Source organism: Sulfurisphaera tokodaii str. 7 (assembly GCF_000011205.1).
In the GTDB taxonomy this organism is placed as follows: Archaea; Thermoproteota; Thermoprotei_A; order Sulfolobales; family Sulfolobaceae; genus Sulfurisphaera; species Sulfurisphaera tokodaii.
Genome location: NC_003106.2, coordinates 2131620 through 2154235 on the forward strand (window position 1 = coordinate 2131620; position 22616 = coordinate 2154235).

Consider the following 22616-nt stretch of genomic DNA (forward strand, 5'->3'; position numbering starts at 1 on the left):
ATATGGTAACAATAAAAGTTGGCCCATTAGCTGATTCTGGAGATCTATATCCATTTATACCATTAATTGAGGGAATAATAAAACCTGAAGGTTTTAATTTAGAATTTGAGATAATTACAACGGTCCAAGATACTAATGAAAAGGTATTAAAGAAGGAAGTTGATGTAGCAGTACCTTCAGCAGCTATGTATCCATATATACAAGACGATTATTATATTCTAGGAAATGCAATTGCCTCTGCCATAGATGGTATAACTGGAATGCCTGTAATATCACTTACTCCTCTATCAATTGAAGATTTAAAGAAGTCAAGAATTATTGTACATGGTCATAATACTACAGCATTTACACTTTACAAACTCTTGATAGGAAAGTATAATAAACTAGTCATTGTAAAGAAAGTGTTAGATGAGATAAAAGCCTTAGGAAAAGAAGGGGATGCATTAGTTGCAGTACATGAGATAAAAATGATGTATGCTTTAGAAAAACTTGGAATAAAAGTTAATAGAGTAACTAGTATGTGGGACTTATGGAAGAACTTGGCAGGAAACGTTCCTATGCCTTTAGGAACAGTGGTGATTAATAAAGACTTAGGAAAGGATATTGCTCTTAAATTCAAGGAGGTTTATGAAAAAAGTAAGAAGTATGCTGAGAAACATATTGATGAAATTATAAGAAAAGATGCTGAAATAATGAAAGAAGCACATAAAGAGAACATTGATGAGGAAATTATAAGAAAAACTATCTGGGCTGATATACAGGAATATAATGTACCATTAGAAGATGTAAAAAGAGGTATGGAAATATTCTATAATTTAACAGCAGATAGAGGAATATTACCTAAAGTAAAGAAAATTGATATCATATAATCTTTTTTGAAGACCAGAAGTTATCAGTTGCTATTAGTATTTGACACTTTTTTGTCTCACAAATATATCTTATGATCTTAATAGTAAACGTAAGATATTTCTCTGGAACAAATAATTCAATTAAATAAAATGGTAAATCTTCAGAATCCTTTAACAAAAACCCTATTCTGATAAAAGGAATGTATTGAAGTGAATCTACTATATCAGTATCAAAAGTTAGAACATCAATATAAAAATCTCTTTTTCCATAGTCTACTATAAAACCTTTAATTGAAGAAGCTCTTATCATACTTAATAATGGCTCTTTGAGTGATAAGGATTTTAGCGACGAAATTATTTCTATCTTATCAAACTCGTGAGGATAAACTGAAACATAATCAGACTTAACTTCTAGTGAAAGATCCCATTCATCAAGTAAAAAATTATACATAGTAGGTATTCCAGAATAATTTCTAATTTCCTTTACTTCGAAGTCTCCTTCTAATGCTAAGCCTTTATTATTTTTTATACTTCTTCTGATTATTCCTTTTTCACATATAGATAAAGTTGATATCTTAGTGATGGGAGTAAACTTAAGACTTTGAATCTTACTAAGAAAATCGTATAATACACTCTCTTCTATTTTAGATAATTTTGATAATAATCTTATATTAGGCCCTATTACTCTAAGTAATCTTACTATCTCAGCAAAGTCCACAGATTTATATTACCTTGAGAATTATAAATTTCATTATATCACATACTTTAATGAAGTTTTTATAAGATATTGGACAATAAATTTATTAATGATAAAATTAAGTATTTTTAAGGTGAAATTATGGCTGAAAAGAAGAGTGAAGAATATGAAATAAATTCTTTCGGCGATCTTATTAAAGCCTTATTTAAGTATGATAATTGGTATCTTGGAGTATTTGTTATCCTATTGATCCTTTTCGTAATATTTGATATAATAGCCTTCTCACCACATCACTAATTTTTATAAAGTAGGAAAGATAAGCTATTTAACATTCATTTTTTAATAGTATTTTGTGGTGTAAATTTGCCAAGAGTTAATATAGCAGCTGACTCAGATATATTAGACGAGCTGGAACAAGAAGCTAAGAAAAAAGGTTATACGTTATATGCAATAACTAATTTGGCACTAAAAGCCGTTGCAGAAATATTAAAAGAAGGTGGCGATTCTGAAACTTTAATATCCCTCGTAGAATATTATAGAATAATTAGAGACTTAGAGATTGTTCCTGTTACTGTATGGTACTTAGAAAATTTAATAAAAATGGCTTATGATAGTGATCAAAAGAAGGCCATAGAAATTTGTGAAACCACAGGAATGCAAGTAGCTTCATATTTAAAAACTAAAGCATCAACTATAAGTGAGCTACTAGATATTTATGATAAAATTAAAGAGATGTTACCCATTAAAGACATTTCAGTAAAACAAAATGGTGATACAATAGATTTTAGAATTACTGGTACTGGATTTGGATTAGAATCCACAACATGTGCAGCTCATATACTTAAAAAAATTTTAGAAGAATATGGATTTAATATTTTATCAATGACACCTTCACCAGGAGGAATTATACTAGTCAAAGCTAAGGCCAACCTAACTGTTGAAGACAGGCAGAAATAATCCTGCATATAACTTGGTGAGTTTCCAGTTTATAATTACTTATAGAAAAATACTCATCTGCAACACCTTTAATTTCCTCCGAAAAATCACCATGAGGAAAAGCACCAACGCCAAGTAACCAATTTTCTCCTAAATTGCATAACTCCTCTGGTTTTACTTTTTTACCATCTTCACTTAATACACCTATTTTATACTTACTCTTTAGATCAGTTAGTTTAATGTTTAATATTTTCATTAAAGGATTTGCATCATTTATTGGAACTTGACCATGCAACAAAAGCTGTTCAGCTAGTCCAATAAATCTATTGTAATTCTTAGGAGGTCTCATATCACTATTTACGTATATAATTTTACCATCTATCGTATGAATATAAACTTCTCCCTTTATCGGAACTTTCTCTGTGAGAAACATTAAAAGCGCTAAATGTACAATGTCTGGTCTGCCTCTCTTCCGCCAATTTGGAAGGTTTTTCATTGCATGATAATGTAACGAAATGTCTAAAATTGTATGTTCTGGCTTTTTATTCCTTTTCCTTGCATTTCTAATTACAGCTGGATGAGAAGCTATTTCTTTTGGAACTAGCTCTAGGGATGAGTCAAGTAATATAAGGTTGATTTTCACACTACTAGTCAATAATGGTCAGAGTAAAAAATGTGAAGATGTATAAAAAGAGATCATTACAGCTCATAAGACTCGCAATTGAGCTTGCTAAAAATAATAATATAGAGCTCGCAAGAATGTATATAAAGCTTGCACTACTTTATTCAAGGAAATTAAAGTTTAAAATACCAATAGAGTACAAAAGACTATTTTGTAGAAAATGTTTTACTCCCCTTATCATCGGAATCACTGAAAGAAGAAGAATAAAAAATAAAGTCTTAGTAAGAACATGTTTATATTGTGGATGGACAAGAAGATACAAATTACAGTATAAAACAACTAATAAAAAAAGCAAAAGCTAGTCATGCAGATGTAAGAATAGGCAAAAAAGGAGTAACAGAAGAAATTATAAATGAAATAAAAAGACGGCTAAAGGAACATAAAGTAGTTAAGATAAAAATAGGAATAGAAGTAGAAAATAGAAAAGAGTTTGCAAGAAAAATTGCTGAACTTACTGAGGCAAAACTTATTGAAGTAAGAGGATTTACATTTATTTTAGCGAAAGAAAATGATAGCAATTGATATTGTTAAAGCATATGGACATAATAACGTAAAAGCTACCCATAGAAGTACACTAGAAATTACAAAAGATAATTATCTGACTCCTAAAGGAGATTGTATTATTGGAATAAATGCTAATAAAGGAGCATATGATCTTTCCCCAGAAGTAAAACAATTGATAAAGAAGGGTGGATATGTATATGTGATTATAAAGGTAAATGATATGATTGACATTATACATGGTTATGGTAATGAAAATTTAACTTTAGAAAATCCAAACAAAATAATTATTAGAAAATCCAATTATACAGCAGATAACTCAACAATTATGATTAAAGCGGATAAATCAGCTAAGGATATAAAAAGGGAAATAATCAAAGAACTTAAAGAAAATAAAGCTGAATTAGTGACTTATATTTTAGCATCTGACCTTCCCCTTGAAGATTCTCAGATCCTTAGAATAGTCATTAACTGGAATCCATCTATCCCCACCTAGTTTCTCTTTTGCTTCTTTTTCATTTTTTGCTAAAACATAGAATATTATTTCATCTCCAATTCTACATAACTCTTCTCTGAAATTAACAATCATAGTAGGATTATCAGCAACTATAACATTGAAAGCTTTATCTCTAAAGGGAAGAAAGGATGCATCATATTGTACAATATCAACATAACCACGTAACTTATTAAGGCTTAAAGATTTCTTTAGCATATAAAGACCGTCAATATTTAAATCTCCAGCTACAATGTAATAACATTTTAAAAGTAAATAAAGGGTAAATGCACCATATCCACAAAATGCGTCTAAAATATATTTATTACACTCTATTTCTTTAGATAATTCTAATCTCTCATTCGCTAAACTAGGATTTACATAAACTTTAGCAATATCAATAAAGAAATTTATATTATTTTCTCTATATATAGTAGTTGTTTTATATTCGCCCCCAATAAACTTCAGCTCATTTATTCTTAGCTCTCCTTCTACTTTTTTTCTTATAAATATCGTTTTTACTTTAGGATTTATTTTAAGTATTATTTGACTTAATAGATTTGTATCTACCTCTTTTTTAGGCGAAATTAATAAAATATCACCAATAAGATAAAAACTTCTAACTCCCGGTATTAAATCACTTAGTCTGGGTGTTCTCTTTTTAATTTTTGAACAATCTACAACTTCATATTTTTCTATTTTTTTATTGGAATTTACTTCTATGTAGATATATTTTCCATCTGTAAAAATTGAAAAAATATCTGATATAAAATTACTTATAACATCTATTGCCCTATTTTTTTCTACCTTTATGCATATCATTTTTTGAACTTATCCATTTCAGAACTATGGCCAGCAAATAATGAAGCATTTGGATCAATATATTTCTTTGCGACACTTACAGCAATAGCAGCTTGCCCAAATCCGACTGCTATTAATGCTAATTTTGGTGCACCTTCTTGTGAAGCAATATCACCAGCAGCATAAACTCCAGGTAAGTTAGTTTCCATTTTAGCATTAACTATAATATCCCTTCCCTTCATATTTACACCCCACTTTGGCATATTTCCTAAATCTCCTTTGAAGCCAATACTGATTATTACAGCATCTACATCTAATATTTTCTCGTCCTTGGTCCTATTATCAAATATTACAGCTTGCGTTACTCTATTTCCGTCTCCTCTAACTTCTTTCAATTCATGCCACGTATAAACTGTTGCTACTTGATATAACTGCTTTACACTTCTTTCATGAGCCCTAAACTGGTCTCTTCTATGAATCAATGTTACTGATTTGGCTACAGGGGCTAAAGTCAATGCCCAATCTACAGCTGAATCTCCCCCTCCTACAATTAAAACTCTTTTTCCTTCAAAATCTTTCTTTCTTCTTACAGTGTAGTATACTCCCTTATTTTCATATTCTACTTCGCCTTTAGCTCCTAATCTTGATGGAGTCATTTTACCTATACCGGCAGCTATAAGAATTGTTTTAGTCTTGAAAGAATTACCTTTGTCTGTTTTAACAACCCACATGTTATCTTGCGTTCGTTCAATCATATCTGCCCATTCTTTAATTCTAATATCTGGCGAGAACATTTTTGCTTGCTCGACCAACTGTTGTGCTAACTCATATGCTAAAATTCCAGGGAAGCCACCTACATCATATACCATTTTTTCTGGATACAATGTAACGAGTTGTCCTCCCAACTCATCTTGTGCATCAATAAGTAATGCTTTCATATCTCTTAATCCTGCATAAAAAGTTGCATACAGACCTACTGGACCTCCTCCTATCACTACCATATCGTATTCTGTCAAAATAATCCCCAATAATCTCCTTTTGCTTATACTATTTAAACCTTAATGTTTATGTTTATATAGGACAAAAAATGAGTATTGATGTATTTATCATTACAATTTATTTCCTTGGTTTTATTTTATTAATAAATATGTGGTTTAGATACTATAGAAAAATCATAAGAGTAGGAATAGAATATGTTGGGAATGACGCTAAGCAAGAAAACATAATTCTAAAGCCCAATGAAAAACTTAAGATTAAACTTCATGGCAAAGCAACTATTATAGTATCTGGAGTTAACCCTTGGTTAACTATAAAATATAATGGTATAAAACAGAAGATATATAAAATAAGATTATTGAACTATATTGGGGAAATAGAACTAATTAATGAAAGTAAAATATTTACCTTATCTGTAACTATTTTAACAGAATAGAGGAGAATAATTTAATGAAATTGAAAATATTTACTAAAAACTCCCCTGACGCAATTGAGTTTAGTAAATACGTTAAAAATTTGGCTGAAAACTTGGGTTTTAAGATAACTGAAAATGACCCAGATGTGGTTTTAGTAATAGGTGGCGATGGAACCTTATTAAGAGCAGTAAAAGATGGCATACCAATCTTAGGAGTGAAATTTGGACGTCGCTCAGCCTTACTAGATATAAGACCAGAAAACATTAAAGAAGCTCTTGAACTATTACAGAAAAATAAATATACAATAGAAGAATATCCTATGCTTGAGGCTAAAAGCAAAAATATAAACACAATTGCTTTTAATGAAATAGCTATTTTATTCAACAACCCGGAGACAGTATATGGTAGTGTTAATATAAAAGAAAGAAAAATTCTCTTTGAAGGAGATGGAGTACTTATAGCTACACCACAAGGTAGTTGGGCATGGAGCTATTCAGCAACTAGAGTCTTACTCCATAAAGATATTAATGGAATTGAAATAACGTTCATAAACCCTATTATTCCAAACATAAAAGCTCTAATAATCCCTCAGACAGAGACAATACTTGTGAAATTGGAAGATAAAGGAAGAACACAAAATGTCAGAGTTATTAGTGACGGAGAAATTGTAGGAAATTTAATAAGTAAAGAAGACGAGGAATTAACTATAACTCTCTCTAAAAGAAAAGCAAAAATATTAAGGTTTTTTAACTTAATTGAATTTGATGGACTATTCACATAAAATTGTTTTTGATACTGGGGCATTTTTAGCTGGTCTGCAAAACTACTATGAAAAAATATACACCAATAGTCTTGTTATAAATGAGATAAAAGATAAAAAATCTAGAGAATTATTAGACCTTGCAATTATGGCTGGAAAAATAATTATTATGGAACCAGAAGAGAATACCTTGAAAAAGACAAAGAAAATTGCAGAAAAGATTTCTGCTTATAATCTCTCAAAAACAGATTTAAGCATAGCGGCACTTGCATATGAACTAAGACCTAGTATAGTTTTCACAGATGATTTAACACTACAAAATTTATTATTAAATCTTGGTATAGAATTTAAATCTGTAAAATTAAATATTAGAATTAGAAATAGAAAGAAATACAAATTTACATGCAAAGCGTGCGGAAAAACATTCAGTAGATCCTATTCTTCGTGCCCATATTGTGGAAATACAATAATAGTAGTTAGTTATAATGAATGATATTTTTCTATTTTAATTCTGGATTTTAGAAATTATATAGATAGATTTTGATAATTTCTATTAAAATTAATATACCTATATTAAGAAATCATTAACATATGGATGAGAATAATTTAAAAATCCATCTTATACGGTTTATAAAGAGAATAGGCGGAAATTTAAGAATTTTATCAGGCTTATCAAATGTTCCTTTCCCCATTATTACTAAAATATATAAAAAATTACTTTTACAAGATAAATTATCAATTTTCCCCTTAATAGAAACTGAAAAGATGGGATTAAATAAAGGGGCAATATGGTGTAACAAAACTTCTTTAAAATACGATACAGCAAAACAACTAATGGGGCCTTTGACAAGTTTGTTTAGAGGAGACCTTGAAGATAATAAATTTCTTCTAATGTTTTACACAAATTATGAAAATTATTTAAATTATAGGAGTAAACTCATAAATGTTCTAGAAGAAACTTCTTCTATCTGTGAAATTTCTTATATTCGCAAATATTATAGGTTTATAAATAATGAAGAATGTTACGATTTTAACAATAATATCTGGAAATGTAATGAAAAAGAAGTATATATCTCTTATGCTTCAGAATCTTTACTGAATCTTGATAAAAAAGATGTGGAGTTAATTGTAAATATTCAAACGAATCCCTATACTTTCCATTTTTATCATGACTTAGTTCATTTTAAGCACATTAAGAAATTTGTTAAAGGATTCATGTATACTCTTGGAGACACAAATTATTTAGTAACTACAAAAGGTGACTATTTTTATGATTCTCCTTACTTATTATGGGTTGTAGAACTTGATAATGGCACTTATATATCTCAATATCACGTTAATAAAAACGCATTAACTAAACTAACTACTGAATTGAAAGACCAAGACATTATAATCTCAACTGCAGAACTAACATTTGCCCATGGTTTCAGTATTCCTTATGAAATATTTAAATCTAATAAATGGGTTATGCCAAAACTAGTAGTAGAATAGATATGGATTATTTCACTCTTTATCAATATTCAATAGAAAACCCAGAAAAATATTGGAGTTCTTTTGCTAATAAATTAGAATGGTTTTCTAAGTGGAATAGTGTTATAATAAGGGACAAATACATCGCAAAATGGTTTGTTAATGGTAAAACTAATATAGCCTATAATTCCGTCAATACACATCAAGGCAAGGCACTAATTTGGTATGGAGAAGACGGAAAAAGAATAGAAATAACATATGATGAACTAAATAGGCTAAGTAACTCTATTGCAAACTTACTTAAAAAGAGGGGAATTAAAAAAGGTATGAGGATTGCTATTTATTCACCCAATTCTATACTAACATTGGCCTCAATTTTAGGAACAGCTAAAATTGGTGCTATTTATACCCTTATCTTTGCTGGACTAGGTATTGAGGCTATAAAATCTAGGCTTAATGATTTTAATCCAGACCTTGTCATATCATCAAGAAAGACCTTTAGGAGAGGAAAAGAAATACCCCTATTAATAGAAGGGGATATTAATTTTGAAAGAAATGATGAAGATGAAATCCGCAAACTTTTAGATAGCGATGAAGTAAAAGTGGAAGAAATAGAAGCTAATGAACCATTAAAAGTGATGTACACTTCTGGTACTACGGGTAAGCCTAAAGGAGTAATTTTGCCTCATGGTGCGTGGATGGTAGGAGATTATACAGTATTTGATTTACTTTTTGGACTAAAACCTGGTGATAAGGTCCTAACTACTACAGATGTCGGCTGGATAACTTTCTCTAGAATAATGTATGGTACTTTACTTCATGGTTCTACTTTTATATTTATGGAAGGAGCTCCAGATTATCCTAAAGATAGATTAGTTAAAATAATTGAAGAAGAGCAACCCAAAGTACTATTCACTTCTCCCACTTTAATAAGATTGTTGATGAAATATGATATAAAACTTCCAAGAGTAGAATATATTGCTACTGCAGGAGAGATATTTGATGAAAAAAGCTGGAATTATGCATTAGAAATTGCAGATAAAGTTACTGATGTATATGGACAAAGCGAATTGGGCTATGTAGTAGGAATACCTTATTCACTAGAGAGCATAAAACCGAAGATAGGATATGCAGGTGTACCTTTTCCTGGTATAGTCTTAGATACATTGGATGATGAGGGGAAGGCAGTGAGAAACAAACCTGGCTATCTAGTTGCAAAAACTCCTTTTCCAACTCAATTTATAGGAATATTAAATAATGAAAAGAAATTTACAGAATATTTTGAGAAATTTGGTTTCCATGATACCGGAGATTTAGCAATATTTGATGGAACTTATATAAAGATAGTAGGAAGAGCAGACGATATGATTAAAGTTGCAGGGCATAGAATTACAAGTGGAGAAGTTGAAAGTATAATAGCTAGTATTGATGGAGTGAAAGATGTAGCAGTAGTAGGTATTCCAGACGAAATTAGAGGTGAAAAGCTGGCAATCTTTGTAGTTGGAAAAGTAGATAAAGAGGAAATTAAAAGAAAAGTTCTTGATGCATTAGGACCAATTTATATTATTCATGATGTTTATGTCGTAGAAAAGTTACCTAAATCTAGAAGTGGCAAGACTGTAAGAAGAATTTTAAGAGATATACTTTTAAATAAGGAAATTGATGCTTCAATACTTGAAGACCCAGAAGTCGTAAAGGAGATTAAGGATGAAATTTCATGAAGACTTTAGAAATTTAGTACCAGTGACAAAAGAATACGTTTATTTAAATCATGCTGCAATATCTCCTATACCTTTACCTATATTATATGAAAGCTTGAGATATTTGTTAGATATTTCAAGATACGGTTCCTTACCTGTAAATGATGAGGAAAATGATGACTTTTATCACCTTAGAGAAAAGGTTGGGAAATTAATAAATGCAGAACCAGATACAATATCTTTTATACCAAATACTAGTTTTGGAATAAATATTATAGCTCACGGTTTAGATCTTAATGAAGGTGACGAAATAGTTACTGATAGTCTAGAATTTCCTGCAGTTACGTATCCATTTTTTAAACTTAAAAAGAAAAATATAAAGATAGTAATAGTAAAACCCAGACTAGAAAATTTTGAAGATGATTTACTTTCTAGTATAAGTAAAAAAACTAGATTAATAGCTATAAGTCATGTTAGTTTTAATACTGGAGTAAAATTAGACATAAAGAAAATTTCTAAAGAAGCTAAGTCCGTAGGTGCATACACATTAGTTGATATTATTCAAAGCGCAGGAGCAACAGAAGTAAACGTAAAAGATTTTGACATAGATTTTGCAGTTGCCGGTGGATATAAATGGTTAATGAGTCCTCAAGGTTCTGGGTTTATGTATGTAAAAAAGGGTTTGATAGAAGATCCGCCATTTTATGGATGGAGATCATCTTCTAATTATCTTGATTTTAACTCGGAGAATTTTATGTTAGAAAAAGGACCTAGAAGATTTGAGATTGGTACAATAGATGTAGCAGCTAATATAGCCTTAGCGAAGTCATGTGAAATCGTATCACAACATAAGGATGAAATATACCCAAGAATTCAAAATCTAACGGATTTTGTAATAAAGTACGCAGAAGAGCAAGGATTAGAAGTTATAACCCCGAAAAATAAAAAAGCTGGAATAGTTATAATAAAAACAAATAATCCAAAAGAATTATCAAGAAGATTACTAGAGAAGAAAATTGTAGTATCACCTAGAGGTAATGGGGTAAGAATTTCTACTCATTTCTATAATCTAGAGGACGAAGTGAAAATTGCCATAGATGAAATTAGAAAACTAGCATTTTAAGTTAATATATAATTCTTCTAAATCTTCCATAATCCTAACTAGCATTCCATAAAGTATTATATCATCTATCTTATCAATGTTTTTAGCTATATAAATTATATCTAAAAATTCTTGGATATTATTAGGACTTATCTTACCAGATTTTGCTAGATCCCAAATTGCTTCCTCATCTCTTTTACCTATGCACCTTTCTACTTCATTAATTACGTCTTCATATAAACCTCTTATCCCTCTCTTAACTTTTTCCTTTAATTCCTTATTATTTATGAATTCTTCTAGGCTTACTTTTGTTCCTAACTCAATAAGTCTATAGTTATCCCAAAACACGATAAAGTATTAAAAATTTTTAAAAGAAAAGTTTGTTGACATGTCAGTTAAAATTTTTAACGGGGAATTTGATATTCCAGAAAATTCAAGGTCTTTATATATTTTGGTCATAGCAACTACAGACATAAGCTTAATCCCCGGATTAACAGTAGCTGGTGCCACACCGGAATTAACACATTTTACACCTGCTGCAGATGCTGAATTTTTAATTAAGGGTAAATGCTCAGTTATAAATACTGTTCCAGTTACGCCAAATGGAATTCCTACACCAGCTATCATAACTAGGGCTTCATTAGAATTTGTAAAAATACCTAGATTAGTGGTAAATGCCGGTAGTAGAATTAAACCAAATTTACCATTAATCGATTTAGGAGGAGAACCAGGAGGTGACATTAGAAAGGGTAGTTTAAGAAAGGAAGTTGCAGAAAGAATATTAAATAATGGTGTAAGCCTTGGTGAAGAATTCTCAAATTCTTTCGACTTCCTTATTATAGGTGAATCAATACCCGCCGGAACAACAACTGCCATGGCTGTGTTAGTCGGTTTAGGTTATGATGCTCTTGATAAAGTTAGTTCAGCATCACCGGAAAATCCAAAAGAACTTAAGAAAAAAATAGTTTATGAAGCAATAAAAGATCTTCCCAGTGATTTAATGGGAAAATTAGCTAAACTTTCTGACCCTATGCTCTTAGGAGTTTCTGGTATAGCATTAGGATTTAAAGGAAAAATATTACTAGCTGGAGGTACTCAGATGACAGCAGCAGCCGCTATAATAAAAGAATTTAATAAAAATAAGCTTAAAGACATTGCGATTGGAACTACTAAATGGATAATTAACGATAGAAGTTCTGATATAATAGGCTTAGCTAAGGCAGTAGGAATTCCAATTTTAGCTGCATGGCTGGATTTTACTAATTCCAAGTTCGAGGGGCTAAAAGTTTATGAAAAAGGTTTTGTCAAAGAAGGAGTGGGTGCTGGAGGAGCGTCTATTTATGCTATGAAAAGGGGTGTTACAAATGAACAAATATTAGGGAAAGTAGAAGAAATATATCAAAGAATAACTACTAATTTAATGTAATGCAGACTGAATTTGATTTTTTGTCAATAAGAGAAAAAATAGTATTGCTCCTTAAATATTCCGAAAGACCTTTGACCGCAAAGGAGATTAAAAAGAATTTAGGAATTCAAAAGGAGAAAGAAGTGTATGAACACTTATATCACATTGCAAAGTCCTCTAAACATAAAGACTATCAACTAATCGTATATTTACCCTATTGCAGAGATTGCGGATACATTTTTAACTTAGAAATTCCTAAAAAACCAAGTAAATGCCCAAGATGTAAAAGTGAAAATATAGAACCACCTAAGTTTCTAATCAGGGATAAAAAATGAGAAAAATCATATTTGTTGACATGGGAGAAACCTTAGTAAGCTTTTCACCAAAATTTCATCAGCCCATATATTATTTTCTAGTTAAAAAAGGATATAATGTATCAGAGAAAAAGGTATTCAGAACAGTATATAAGTTACTTGGAAAAGACCACTTTCCCGATCCTATTTTAGGTGGTCTAAGTGTATTAGATTATAAAGAACTTTTATCAGAACTGAATATTACTCCAAGGAAATGCTTATTAGAAGAATTAAAAAATATTCCACTATTATCAGATAAATGGGAATTATTCGAGGACTCTGAACCCTTTCTCAAGAAATTAAAAGATGAGAATTTTAAAATAGTTATGATAACTAATTCTACTAGATCTGTTTATAGAATTGTATCCGATTTAGGATTAGATAAATATCTCGATGATATCATAGCTTCATGTGATTATGGTATAATGAAACCACATCCTAGAATTTTTAGAATAGCTATAGAAAAACATGGAAAACCGATACTACATGTAGGGGATGTCTATGAAATTGATTATTTAGGAGCCATAAGGGCTGGTATATCTCCTGTACTTTTAGATAGGTTTAATTTTTATGAAGATCTAAAAGTTAATAAGGTGAAAAATCTATTTCAACTTCTAGGATTAATAAAAAATCATTAGAGATCTTACTTGAAGAAGTTCCTCCTCATCCTAACCCAAAGTATAATCTAGAACAATATATGACACCTTCTTATTTAGCCTCTGAGATAATTTGGGCAGCATATTTACGAGGAGATATAGAAAATAAAGTAGTTGCAGATCTGGGATGTGGTACCGGTAAATTATGTTATGGTATTTCTATTTTGGGTGGTTATTGTTTATGTATAGACATTGATATAGAAAGCCTAAAGATAGCAAAAGAATTCTTTGAAGAGAAGGAGCTTAACGTGGACGTAATAAACGCTGATATAAACTACTTGCAAATTAAAGCAGATACAGTTATACAGAACCCTCCCTTTGGGGTAGTAAATAAAGGAGCTGACTTATTATTTTTATCTAAAGCATTAGATATTTCCAAAACAGTGTATAGCATACATAAATCTAATGAAAAATCAAGAGAACTTATATATAGATTAGGGAATAAGAAAGGATTTAATGTTACCATCTTAACACAAAAGTTCAAAATGAACGCGTATTATCCATGGCATAAGAAAAGAATTCATGAATTTCTAGTTGATATATATTTATTTTCTAAATCCAATTAATTTTTCTAAGTATGATCCATCATTTAATATTTTTTCCAAAAAACGCATCACTCCTATTCCATCCTCTTTATCTAGAACAATATCAGATATGGCCTTTATTTCTGGCAAAGCATTAGCTACGGCTACTTTAATATCTGCAACACTAAATAATGAAATATCATTTTGACTATCTCCTATTGCTATCGTAACTCCCTCAAAATTTAATATACTTTTTAGAATTTTTACAGCTTCTCCTTTACTTACATTTTTAGGCATAATCATTGCATCACTCCTATTCCACTCTATTTTTGCCTCATTTATTTTATCTAATTTATCTTTATAATCAATTGCAGAATTTACATATATTATAACCTCTCCTAAAGAGTATTTTATACCATTTTTATCTAGTATTTTAGCCAGATTTTTTCTTATTTTATACCATTTTTCATCTACTAATTTGATTTCTTTATCTCTAAGTATTATAATGCCACCATTTTCTATTATCCAACCAGTTGGAAATAATCCTTTAGCTAAAATATCCATATATTTTCTCTCCCTGCCAGTAACTACAAAAAAGAGAAATTTTGCTGAGAATTTATTAACAACTTCTACCACTTCTTGTTTAATTATAAAATTATCTTTTTCATCTGATAAAGTTCTATCAAAATCCGATAGAACCATTATGTTCAAAATTTATACCCCAGATCTTCTAACACTTTCTTCATTTTTAAGGCATCTCTTTCTAATTCTGGGCTCTCACAAATGAGAGTTATTGATATATCTCTCTTCATAATTTCTTTTGCTAGTGGTTCAAAAGGCGGTGTATTATTATCTATTGGTAAGTGCTCATCTATATATTTGCCGTTTCTAAATACTAAAGATTCAAAGTGAGAATTTATATGGGATAAATTTAGCTCTCTTACAAGTCTATCAATTATTTCCCCGTAATCTATTTGGCCACCTTGTCTTGCAAACGTATGAGCCCAATCAATATATGGTATAACACCTTTGATCTCCTTAGAAATTGAAATTACCTCATCTAACGTACCAAAGGCAGTTTCTTTAGCCATAGTTTCTACACCGAATTTAACATTTTTAATTCCCATTGACCTAGCAGTATCGACGACCTCACCCAACTCAGCTTTTACTATTTGATAACATTCATCTGGGCTCTTTTTACCATAAAAAGCAATATGAATAGCAATCGCATCAGCATTCATTCTTTCTGCTCTATCTGCAGTATCAAGAATCCTTTTTTTCGAGGCTTCAACTTTTTCTTTGTCTTCAGAACATAAATTTATAAAATAAGGAGCATGCACAGAAAGCCTCACACCTAGTTCCAATGCTACTTTACCAGCTTCTTCAGCACTCTCTGGACTCATTTTTACTCCTTGAACAAATTCGACTTCCATAGCATTAAGACCTAATTCTTTTACTGTCTTAATACCCTCAATAGTATTCCTCTTTTTAGCTGAATGAGGAACTCCAGCTGGACCTAGATAAATCTTAGGCACAATTGTTAGATTTGTTGTAAAGTTTATTAAAGATTTTACCATATAAAGTAAGGAACTTAGTATTTATAAAGTAAAAGTTTTGTTGTTTATATTTCTAAAATAAATATAATACTAAGATCATTAAATTTTTTATAAACAAAATATTACCAAGTTTTAGTACTTCATGTAACAAAATATTTTAGTTTAAGAAACATTTAACATCTTTATACTTTTTTCCTTTAGTAACTGCTCATTATCTCTTATTAAGAATACTAACGAGGATTTTAATACTGAGACATCAAACTCTTCTGTACTCTGCCTTTTTACTTGTTCAACTATTCCATCTGCTATAGAATCAAATTGAATCGATGATATAACTGCATTTAGTTCTTTAGTTAAACTACTTAAATACGCAATTAAATCTTCGTATTTCATTCCATTCTTCTTTTTCTCCTCGACTATGGAAGAAACATAATTGTTAATAGAGTTAGATGCATCCTCTAATGCCTCCTTAACTAATGGTTCTATGATTTTCTTATATTCATCAACACCACTTGATGTAAAAGTAACTGTATCTGCAATTAAGTTAACGCGTTTAGTTAAAGCATTAACTATAGAATTCAGCACTGTGGCCTGAAGTGAATTTCTCTCAGCTAAGGATAACTCAATCTTACTAACCTTAACCTCAGTAGGTATGTTTATCCTTAATTTTTCTGCGATGAATTCTATTAAGGTTTTAGCATTAACTCCGCTTTCTCTAAATTTAGCTGCTGCTAATGGGCAAAGAGTTATTAACATTGGATACTTAGAACCTAAAGCCCTTGCCATCATATCTGCTCTTTTACCAATGTTTTTCTCTAAAACTGCTCCGGAACAGCCTTCAACTTTTCTAACTCTAAACCCCATATCACTAAGCCTTCTTATAACATCATTAGCGTATGAAGACGAGAAACATGCGACATGTAAGTATATTTCTTCACCTTTTCCGTCTATCTGAATAGACTTTAATACTCTGATGTCAATTGGTGATACCTCGTAAGTAACTTTTAACCCTAACATATTTGCATAATCCCTATAAACTTCTGAGAGCACTTTGTAATCTTCTGGAGCTATTGTTATGACCTCTAATGAGTTACTTAATATTTCTTCATTACTTTTTATTTTCTGCTGAAGTTTTTCACCACCACTTATATAGCTCATAAATCCACTATCGTATTCTGTACCAACTAATTTTACTTTTAAACCAAGAGCTTTCAGTATTTTTAAAGCAGCAATTGCTACTGTAGGATTATCTACTAAATATTTCCCTACCCATAACGCAATATCACTATTGTTATCTACAACACTTGCTACTTCTGAATCTTGCGTTAACGGAATTTTCACTGGTGGTTCTTCTGGTACTTTTTTAGCTACAATACTATTTAATTTGACTAATAGTGAGGAGATTGGGATTTTAGCTGGGCATACGCCATCACATAGACCACATTTATGACAACCAGAAATTTCAGCTATAGCTGAATCTGGAATATCAACACTTCCATAAAGATGATGATACGAGATTGCACCTTTTACGAAATCAAACATTCCTTTAGGAGCATAAGGAACTTGAGGAATTAGTCTAAATTGTGGGCATACCGTTACACACATAGCGCAGTCAATACATTCTAAAGAGTAATCAGTGAAAATATCTAAAAACCTCTTTACAGCAGAATACCCACTCACTTCCCCTCCTGGAACTACAGCCTTTACAAAACCAATTCCAAACCTAAATTGTAACGCTTCTTGTTGTCTTCTTACTATTTCAAAAACTACTTTACCTCTTTTCTTAGGATCAAATACTTTTCCTGGGTTAAATAATTCTTCAGGATCCATCTCTTCTTTGTATTTCTTAATAACTTCATATCTATCAATACCTAATTGTTGGAACGTCTTACCCATAGCTGAAAGTCTATTTCTAGAATATTTATGTCCAAACATTCCTATTGATAATAAAGAACCTCCGACTTTTACGAAAGAATCCATCATCAACGTATTCTTTGCTAAATCATAAATTAACTTCTTATCATTAGGTTTAAGAGAAACTTCAGTGAATGCGTTAACTAGTAATACCTCTCTCTTTTCTAAATCTATATCCAGATCAAACCCAGAATTAGGAGACAATTCTCCTAACCTACCTAAAGTACCTTCTAATTCTTTAACCAAATCGTTTATTTTAGTATAATGAATAAGACCGTGCTGATGAATTAGTAATCCTTTAGTTCTTAACGCAGCAACTACACCGTGGTTAAAAGACCACCAACCAGTCCATTCCCCCTCATACACTTCGGCACTAAAAGCTTGAGCTATCCTATATAATTTAGGTTCTACAAGGGAAGAACGTAAGGATGGATATAATATAATCATATTCCATTTTCCCGGCGAAAGTTTTGCATTAAATTTCTGAGCTATATAAGATGAGATTGTTGGACCTCTTACTTGGACATGCCATGCTGGAATAACTTCTCTGTAAAACTCACCAATTGCTTTTATAGCATCATCAAATGAATTAAATGAAAGTACTAAAGCCTCGGTAGGAGAATACTTTCTTAATCTAATTCCAGCTTTTACAATAATTCCAGTAGTTCCTTCAGCACCAGCAACAAGAGCTAAATTACCCCCTTCTAGATGGATTAATTCCCCCTTAGGGTTAATCATATCGACAAAGCTTATGTTATCTGAAATAAAACCGTACTCATAAGAACCAATACCTAACGCATCACCAGCAATTCCTCCTCCTACTGTAGAATCATATGACGATGGAAAAGTCCTCAGCTGTAAACCTTTATTTTGAGCCGCTAAATCAACAAGCTTCCATGTGGCACCAGGCTCAGTTATAGCAACCATATTTGATTCATCAATTTCAACCTTATCCATTTTAGAGAAATCAAGTAATATTCCGCCTTCTGTCGTTAATGCATTACCATATCTATTAGTGCCCCTGCCATAAGGAGTAATAGGAACTTTATATTTCAAAGCTATCTTAACAGCATCTATTACATCCTCGACTGAAGTTGGATAAATCACATAATCTGGGATAATATTTATCTTTATACCAGCCCAGACCAATTGTGGTACAAAGCCCATATCTGCTGAATGAGAAAGTCTTTCAACTAAACTATCAGAAAAGTTATTTCCAAATCTAGCTTCTAATTCTTCTCTTAACCCCACTTATAATCACCAATTTTTCTTTTTAAATTTTCAATAGACTCCCTAATAATTTTTTGTAATAATTCATAATATTCTTTTTCTTGCTCCTTTCTTGGCTTAAAACTTTTAAAAATATCTGGATAATCTCCTTCCCAAGTTGGGATTATATGGACATGAAGGTGAAAAATAACTTGACCCGCACTTCTACCTATATTAGTTAATAATCTTAACCCATCAGCCTTGACAGCATCCTTTATACCAAGTGAGACAAGTTTTACAACCTTAGCTAGTTCCGCTAACGTATCCTCATCTGCCTCTAAATAGTTCTCAAAATGCTTTTTAGGAATCACAAGAGTATGTCCCAAGGATACTGGATATTTATCTAATATTGCTGCAAATTTTTCATCTTCATAAACAAAGTAACCTTCCAATTCTCTATTTATAATGCTACAAAACGTACACATATTGAATAATTATATAACATTCTGTTTATGAATTTTTAGTTAATGGATATACCGTTACAAATACTAATACTTATATTTTTGATAAGCTTCATTACTAATATATTACCCTTTGCTGGAGCCCCTTATACTTTAATAGCCACCAATTTCCTTCTAGCTTATGGCGAGAATATTGAAAATATTCTAATTGTTATATTTTTATCCGGCACTGGAGCAGCTCTGGCTAAAACTATTACTTACGTCCTTGGTATAGCATTGAAAAAACCATTAAGAAAAAACAAAAATATACCTTTAATTAATAAGTTCATTAAAAGTAAATATTTTCCATTAGCACTCTTTATTACAGCTATTTTACCGGGTTTGCCACTTGATGATTATCTTTATATAGGAGGTGGAATAGTGAAAGAGTCGCTTAAAAAAATGTTAATAATAACAATTCCATCTAAAATTCTAAAAAGTTCAATAGAAATTCCCCTAGAATTATTTGGAATATTAAAAATAAGTGATTTATTTAATTTAAATCCTTTGCTTTTATCTATTTTACTTACAATAATTTTCTTTATAATAGGATTCTTACTCATAAAAATAGACTGGAACTCTTTATATGAGAAAATTAGTGAAAAATATTTAAATAAAAGAATATAGTAGTATCCATGAGAATTTTCTCCTCCCAAAAATTTGATGTCATTATAGATAAATTCCAATTACCAAATGGAAAAGAAATAGAAAAAGCATATGTTAAACATAGGGGATCAGTAGTCATAGTACCATTTATTGATAAAGAAAAAATTATAATGATCAAGCAATACAGACCAATTATAGGAAAATGGTTAATAGAATTACCAGCGGGAACAGTTGAGGAAAAAGAAAATGAAGAAGAAACAGCAAGGAGAGAATTAGAAGAGGAAATTGGTTACAAACCCAATTTTATGAGTAAGATATTTTCCTTCTATGTATCACCTGGAGTAACTACAGAAATTATGCATGTTTATATAGCTAGAGATTTAGTAAAAACTTCTCAGAACCTAGAAGAATATGAGGTTATCGAACCCTTCGAAATAAGATTTGAGGATGCAGTAAAAATGGTATTGGATGGAAAAATCGAGGATGGAAAAACAATGTTATCATTACTTCTTATTTCACAAAAATATCGAGATCTCCTAACTCACCAACTAATATAGGTTCCTCTAATGTAATCCACTTCCTAGCTTTTGCCTCTCTTAATTTTTCAACAACATTTGTCCACTTATAAAGATCAGGTATTTCATAAATTACTACAAATTCATAATCTCCTATACCGAAGGAATAAGTAGTATATGATCTAATGCCTTCATTATCTGGATGATTTTTTGCAATATTAATGTGTTCAGCCATAATATCACGTCTTTCCTCAAAAGGCAATAAATACCATTCCGGAGATTTCTTCATGGGATAAGCTACAAAATATTTTAGAGGTGGAATCTTTAGGAATGAAGATAAATCCTTATTTCCACCCATAGTATAAGGAGAAGGTTTAAAAACAGAGAAGAAAGATACTTTTTCTTCTAAGTATGAGTTTGAAACTGAAAGAAGCGAATATCTAAAATCGTTTAGTGGAGTAGTATTATAGTCACATGCCCAATAAATTATATCTCCATCATATCTAAGAGAAATAAATCTCTTCAGTGAAACTAATTTATTTGAGAACTCTTTTTCCACTTCATTTAATCTAGATAGTATTTGTTTTCGTTCTTCTCTGCCAGATTTCCACCATTCTTTAGAAAACTTAAACATGCTAACGGTCATATAAACATAGTTTGACAACTTGTTCACAAAGGTATATATTTTCACCAAAATAAATAAACCTAATGAAGCTAATAGGAGTTGTTCATTTACCACCATTACCTGGATCGTTTTTCTACAAAGGCGAATTTGAGGAAATAGTAGACTTTGCAATAAATGAGTCAAAGAAACTTGAAGTAGGGGGATTTGATGCAGTAATATTAGAAAATTTTAATGATAAACCATTTAGAAAAAAAGTAAGAGTTGAGACAGCAATCGCTATGAGTATAATAGCTAGAGAGGTAAAAAAATCTACCAGTTTACTCGTGGGTATAAATCTTTTACGCAATTCCGCTTATGAAGCAGCAAGTATTGCGAGTTTAACTGGAGATTTTATAAGAGTTAATGCATTATGCGAAACAATATCTTCCCCTGAAGGGATAATTGAACCAGCGTCAGTAGAAGTTCAAGAGGTACTCTACTATACAAAGAGGAAAATCTCTATCTTAGCTGACATAAATGTAAAACATGCTAGCCCTTTACATCAAATGAACTTAGAAAGCTTACTATTGGATTGTAAAGAAAGAGGATTTGCTGACTATATAATCGTAACTGGGGAAAGAACAGGCAAAGAACCAAACCCAGAAGTTGTAAAAATGATAAAGAATATCTCTCCACTGCCAGTATGTGTAGGAAGTGGAATGACCCCAAATAATATTAGAGATTACAAAGTGGACTGTTTTATAATTGGGACATATTTAAAGGACACTGATGGTAAAATAAGGGTAGAAAGAGTGAAAGAAATTGCAAACGCGGTTAAGAGTATACATAACAGGTGAGCCCGGAGTAGGAAAAACGACAATTTTTCTTAAAGTAATTGATAAACTCAAATCACAAGGATACTCTATCTCAGGCTTTTATTGTCCAGAAGTGAGAGAAAAAGGACAAAGAATAGGTTTCAAAATAAAAAGCCTAGATAATGAGGTAGAAGATTGGTTAGCTAGTATTTATGCGAAAAGTAGTATTAAAATTGGTAAGTATTATATTACTATAAATGAAGATATAATAAATAAAATTAAGGAAAAAATTTCTAAATCTGAAATAATAGGAATTGATGAAATAGGCCCAATGGAGCTTTCAGTACCTAAGCTTAAAGAGATAATAGACTACGTATTGAATGAAAAACCTATAGTCGTAGCAGTAGTCCATAGGAAGATTTCATTTAAAGATGGAAAAACATTTGTAGTTACTTATGAAAATAGAAATAGACTAGATAATGAAATATTTAACTATATAATATCCTCGATACAATAACTATGAAGTATTAAATGCTAGAAATATGTTAATAAAAAAT

The 22616-nt window shown here is 30.8% G+C and carries 30 protein-coding genes; 20 read left to right on the forward strand and 10 right to left on the reverse strand.

The genetic code is table 11. From position 1 onward, the window contains the following. Positions 1 to 2: 2 nt before the first annotated feature. Entirely contained in the window at positions 3 to 869 is an 867-nt protein-coding gene (locus tag STK_RS11770; protein WP_010980205.1) for a menaquinone biosynthesis family protein, read from the forward strand. Here STK_RS11770 and STK_RS11775 read toward each other — a convergent pair. Next, positions 862 to 1566: a hypothetical protein gene (locus STK_RS11775; RefSeq protein ID WP_010980206.1), complete on the reverse strand. Its 705-nt coding sequence runs from the start codon at positions 1564 to 1566 to the stop codon at positions 862 to 864. The genes STK_RS11770 and STK_RS11775 overlap by 8 nt on opposite strands. Before the next feature lie 120 nt (positions 1567 to 1686). Between STK_RS11775 and STK_RS15430 the strand changes: the two genes are divergently transcribed. Together STK_RS15430 and STK_RS11780 are read left to right on the forward strand one after the other, a co-directional pair. Continuing rightward, positions 1687 to 1842 (forward strand): hypothetical protein, encoded by a 156-nt coding sequence (locus STK_RS15430; protein WP_168066337.1) that lies wholly within the window; start codon positions 1687 to 1689, stop codon positions 1840 to 1842. A 66-nt stretch (positions 1843 to 1908) separates the two neighbouring features. Next, on the forward strand, positions 1909 to 2502 hold the full coding sequence (locus STK_RS11780; RefSeq protein ID WP_052846728.1) for a hypothetical protein: 594 nt from the start codon (positions 1909 to 1911) through the stop codon (positions 2500 to 2502). Here STK_RS11780 and STK_RS11785 read toward each other — a convergent pair. Continuing rightward, on the reverse strand, positions 2465 to 3124 hold the full coding sequence (locus STK_RS11785; protein ID WP_010980208.1) for a 16S rRNA methyltransferase: 660 nt from the start codon (positions 3122 to 3124) through the stop codon (positions 2465 to 2467). The two genes, STK_RS11780 and STK_RS11785, sit on opposite strands and share 38 nt — an antisense overlap. A gap of 14 nt (positions 3125 to 3138) precedes the next feature. Here STK_RS11785 and STK_RS15015 point away from each other — a divergent pair, with 14 nt between their 5' ends. The 3 genes from STK_RS15015 to STK_RS11795 are packed head-to-tail and all read left to right on the forward strand — an operon-like array spanning position 3139 to position 4160. Then, positions 3139 to 3465: a ribonuclease P protein component 4 gene (locus STK_RS15015; protein ID WP_010980209.1), complete on the forward strand. Its 327-nt coding sequence runs from the start codon at positions 3139 to 3141 to the stop codon at positions 3463 to 3465. Then, a complete protein-coding gene (locus STK_RS11790) occupies positions 3404 to 3685 on the forward strand; it encodes a YhbY family RNA-binding protein (protein WP_010980210.1) in 282 nt (93 codons plus the stop codon). The genes STK_RS15015 and STK_RS11790 overlap by 62 nt, the downstream gene beginning before the upstream one ends. After that, positions 3672 to 4160: a DUF371 domain-containing protein gene (locus STK_RS11795; RefSeq protein WP_010980211.1), complete on the forward strand. Its 489-nt coding sequence runs from the start codon at positions 3672 to 3674 to the stop codon at positions 4158 to 4160. Before STK_RS11790 ends, STK_RS11795 begins: the two co-directional genes overlap by 14 nt. On the opposite strand, the gene STK_RS11800 is transcribed toward STK_RS11795, so the two are convergent. Next, entirely contained in the window at positions 4083 to 4979 is an 897-nt protein-coding gene (locus STK_RS11800; RefSeq protein WP_010980212.1) for a class I SAM-dependent methyltransferase, read from the reverse strand. The two genes, STK_RS11795 and STK_RS11800, sit on opposite strands and share 78 nt — an antisense overlap. Continuing rightward, a complete protein-coding gene (locus tag STK_RS11805; RefSeq protein WP_052847017.1) occupies positions 4976 to 5974 on the reverse strand; it encodes an NAD(P)/FAD-dependent oxidoreductase in 999 nt (332 codons plus the stop codon). Before STK_RS11805 ends, STK_RS11800 begins: the two co-directional genes overlap by 4 nt. Before the next feature lie 71 nt (positions 5975 to 6045). Here STK_RS11805 and STK_RS11810 point away from each other — a divergent pair, with 71 nt between their 5' ends. The 6 genes from STK_RS11810 (at position 6046) to STK_RS11835 (ending at position 11423) form a co-directional block, all read left to right on the forward strand. Continuing rightward, entirely contained in the window at positions 6046 to 6390 is a 345-nt protein-coding gene (locus tag STK_RS11810; RefSeq protein ID WP_010980214.1) for a hypothetical protein, read from the forward strand. 14 nt (positions 6391 to 6404) lie between these two features. Continuing rightward, positions 6405 to 7151, forward strand: a complete 747-nt coding sequence (locus tag STK_RS11815) for an NAD(+)/NADH kinase (protein WP_010980216.1) — start codon at positions 6405 to 6407, stop codon at positions 7149 to 7151. Continuing rightward, entirely contained in the window at positions 7135 to 7623 is a 489-nt protein-coding gene (locus STK_RS11820; protein WP_010980217.1) for an NOB1 family endonuclease, read from the forward strand. The genes STK_RS11815 and STK_RS11820 overlap by 17 nt, the downstream gene beginning before the upstream one ends. 98 nt (positions 7624 to 7721) lie before the next feature. After that, positions 7722 to 8621: a hypothetical protein gene (locus STK_RS11825; RefSeq protein WP_010980218.1), complete on the forward strand. Its 900-nt coding sequence runs from the start codon at positions 7722 to 7724 to the stop codon at positions 8619 to 8621. A gap of 2 nt (positions 8622 to 8623) precedes the next feature. Further along, the gene (locus tag STK_RS11830) at positions 8624 to 10321 is read left to right on the forward strand and encodes an AMP-binding protein (RefSeq protein WP_052847018.1); all 1698 of its coding nucleotides are present in this window, start codon (positions 8624 to 8626) and stop codon (positions 10319 to 10321) included. Beyond that, positions 10308 to 11423, forward strand: coding sequence for an aminotransferase class V-fold PLP-dependent enzyme (locus STK_RS11835; RefSeq protein ID WP_010980220.1), 1116 nt, complete (start codon positions 10308 to 10310; stop codon positions 11421 to 11423). Before STK_RS11830 ends, STK_RS11835 begins: the two co-directional genes overlap by 14 nt. On the opposite strand, the gene STK_RS11840 is transcribed toward STK_RS11835, so the two are convergent. Further along, on the reverse strand, positions 11412 to 11750 hold the full coding sequence (locus STK_RS11840) for a hypothetical protein (RefSeq protein ID WP_010980221.1): 339 nt from the start codon (positions 11748 to 11750) through the stop codon (positions 11412 to 11414). The genes STK_RS11835 and STK_RS11840 overlap by 12 nt on opposite strands. 40 nt (positions 11751 to 11790) lie before the next feature. Here STK_RS11840 and cobT point away from each other — a divergent pair, with 40 nt between their 5' ends. Genes cobT through STK_RS11860 form a run of 4 tightly spaced genes read left to right on the forward strand, consistent with a single transcriptional unit; the run spans position 11791 to position 14382 of the window. Then, entirely contained in the window at positions 11791 to 12828 is a 1038-nt protein-coding gene (gene cobT / locus STK_RS11845; RefSeq protein WP_010980223.1) for a nicotinate mononucleotide-dependent phosphoribosyltransferase CobT, read from the forward strand. Beyond that, entirely contained in the window at positions 12828 to 13142 is a 315-nt protein-coding gene (locus STK_RS11850; protein WP_010980224.1) for a transcriptional regulator, read from the forward strand. The genes cobT and STK_RS11850 overlap by 1 nt, the downstream gene beginning before the upstream one ends. Next, a complete protein-coding gene (locus STK_RS11855; protein ID WP_010980225.1) occupies positions 13139 to 13798 on the forward strand; it encodes an HAD family hydrolase in 660 nt (219 codons plus the stop codon). Before STK_RS11850 ends, STK_RS11855 begins: the two co-directional genes overlap by 4 nt. Before the next feature lie 59 nt (positions 13799 to 13857). Next, complete coding sequence (locus STK_RS11860; protein WP_010980226.1) at positions 13858 to 14382, forward strand: METTL5 family protein; 525 nt, start codon at positions 13858 to 13860, stop codon at positions 14380 to 14382. Here the strand turns inward: STK_RS11860 and STK_RS11865 are convergent. From STK_RS11865 to STK_RS11880, 4 genes are all read right to left on the reverse strand, one after another. Then, positions 14362 to 15042 (reverse strand): phosphoglycolate phosphatase, encoded by a 681-nt coding sequence (locus tag STK_RS11865; protein WP_010980227.1) that lies wholly within the window; start codon positions 15040 to 15042, stop codon positions 14362 to 14364. The two genes, STK_RS11860 and STK_RS11865, sit on opposite strands and share 21 nt — an antisense overlap. 5 nt (positions 15043 to 15047) lie before the next feature. After that, positions 15048 to 15875 (reverse strand): deoxyribonuclease IV, encoded by an 828-nt coding sequence (locus tag STK_RS11870; protein ID WP_052847020.1) that lies wholly within the window; start codon positions 15873 to 15875, stop codon positions 15048 to 15050. Positions 15876 to 16058: 183 nt separating this feature from the next. Further along, on the reverse strand, positions 16059 to 19061 hold the full coding sequence (locus STK_RS11875; protein WP_010980229.1) for an FAD-binding and (Fe-S)-binding domain-containing protein: 3003 nt from the start codon (positions 19059 to 19061) through the stop codon (positions 16059 to 16061). After that, on the reverse strand, positions 19052 to 19504 hold the full coding sequence (locus tag STK_RS11880) for an HIT family protein (RefSeq protein ID WP_010980230.1): 453 nt from the start codon (positions 19502 to 19504) through the stop codon (positions 19052 to 19054). The genes STK_RS11875 and STK_RS11880 overlap by 10 nt, the downstream gene beginning before the upstream one ends. A gap of 42 nt (positions 19505 to 19546) precedes the next feature. Here STK_RS11880 and STK_RS11885 point away from each other — a divergent pair, with 42 nt between their 5' ends. Next, the gene (locus tag STK_RS11885; RefSeq protein ID WP_010980231.1) at positions 19547 to 20146 is read left to right on the forward strand and encodes a hypothetical protein; all 600 of its coding nucleotides are present in this window, start codon (positions 19547 to 19549) and stop codon (positions 20144 to 20146) included. A gap of 8 nt (positions 20147 to 20154) precedes the next feature. Continuing rightward, entirely contained in the window at positions 20155 to 20682 is a 528-nt protein-coding gene (locus STK_RS11890; RefSeq protein WP_010980232.1) for an NUDIX hydrolase, read from the forward strand. Here the strand turns inward: STK_RS11890 and STK_RS11895 are convergent. Beyond that, positions 20636 to 21286 carry a chlorite dismutase family protein gene (locus STK_RS11895; protein ID WP_198429825.1) on the reverse strand — a complete coding sequence of 217 codons (651 nt, stop codon included), beginning with the start codon at positions 21284 to 21286 and terminating at the stop codon, positions 20636 to 20638. The genes STK_RS11890 and STK_RS11895 overlap by 47 nt on opposite strands. Before the next feature lie 62 nt (positions 21287 to 21348). On the opposite strand from STK_RS11895, the gene STK_RS11900 reads away from it, so the two are divergent. Both STK_RS11900 and STK_RS11905 read left to right on the forward strand, forming a co-directional pair. Beyond that, positions 21349 to 22101 (forward strand): BtpA/SgcQ family protein, encoded by a 753-nt coding sequence (locus STK_RS11900; RefSeq protein ID WP_010980234.1) that lies wholly within the window; start codon positions 21349 to 21351, stop codon positions 22099 to 22101. Then, positions 22067 to 22576, forward strand: coding sequence for an NTPase (locus STK_RS11905; protein ID WP_052846731.1), 510 nt, complete (start codon positions 22067 to 22069; stop codon positions 22574 to 22576). The genes STK_RS11900 and STK_RS11905 overlap by 35 nt, the downstream gene beginning before the upstream one ends. Positions 22577 to 22616 lie beyond the last annotated feature (40 nt).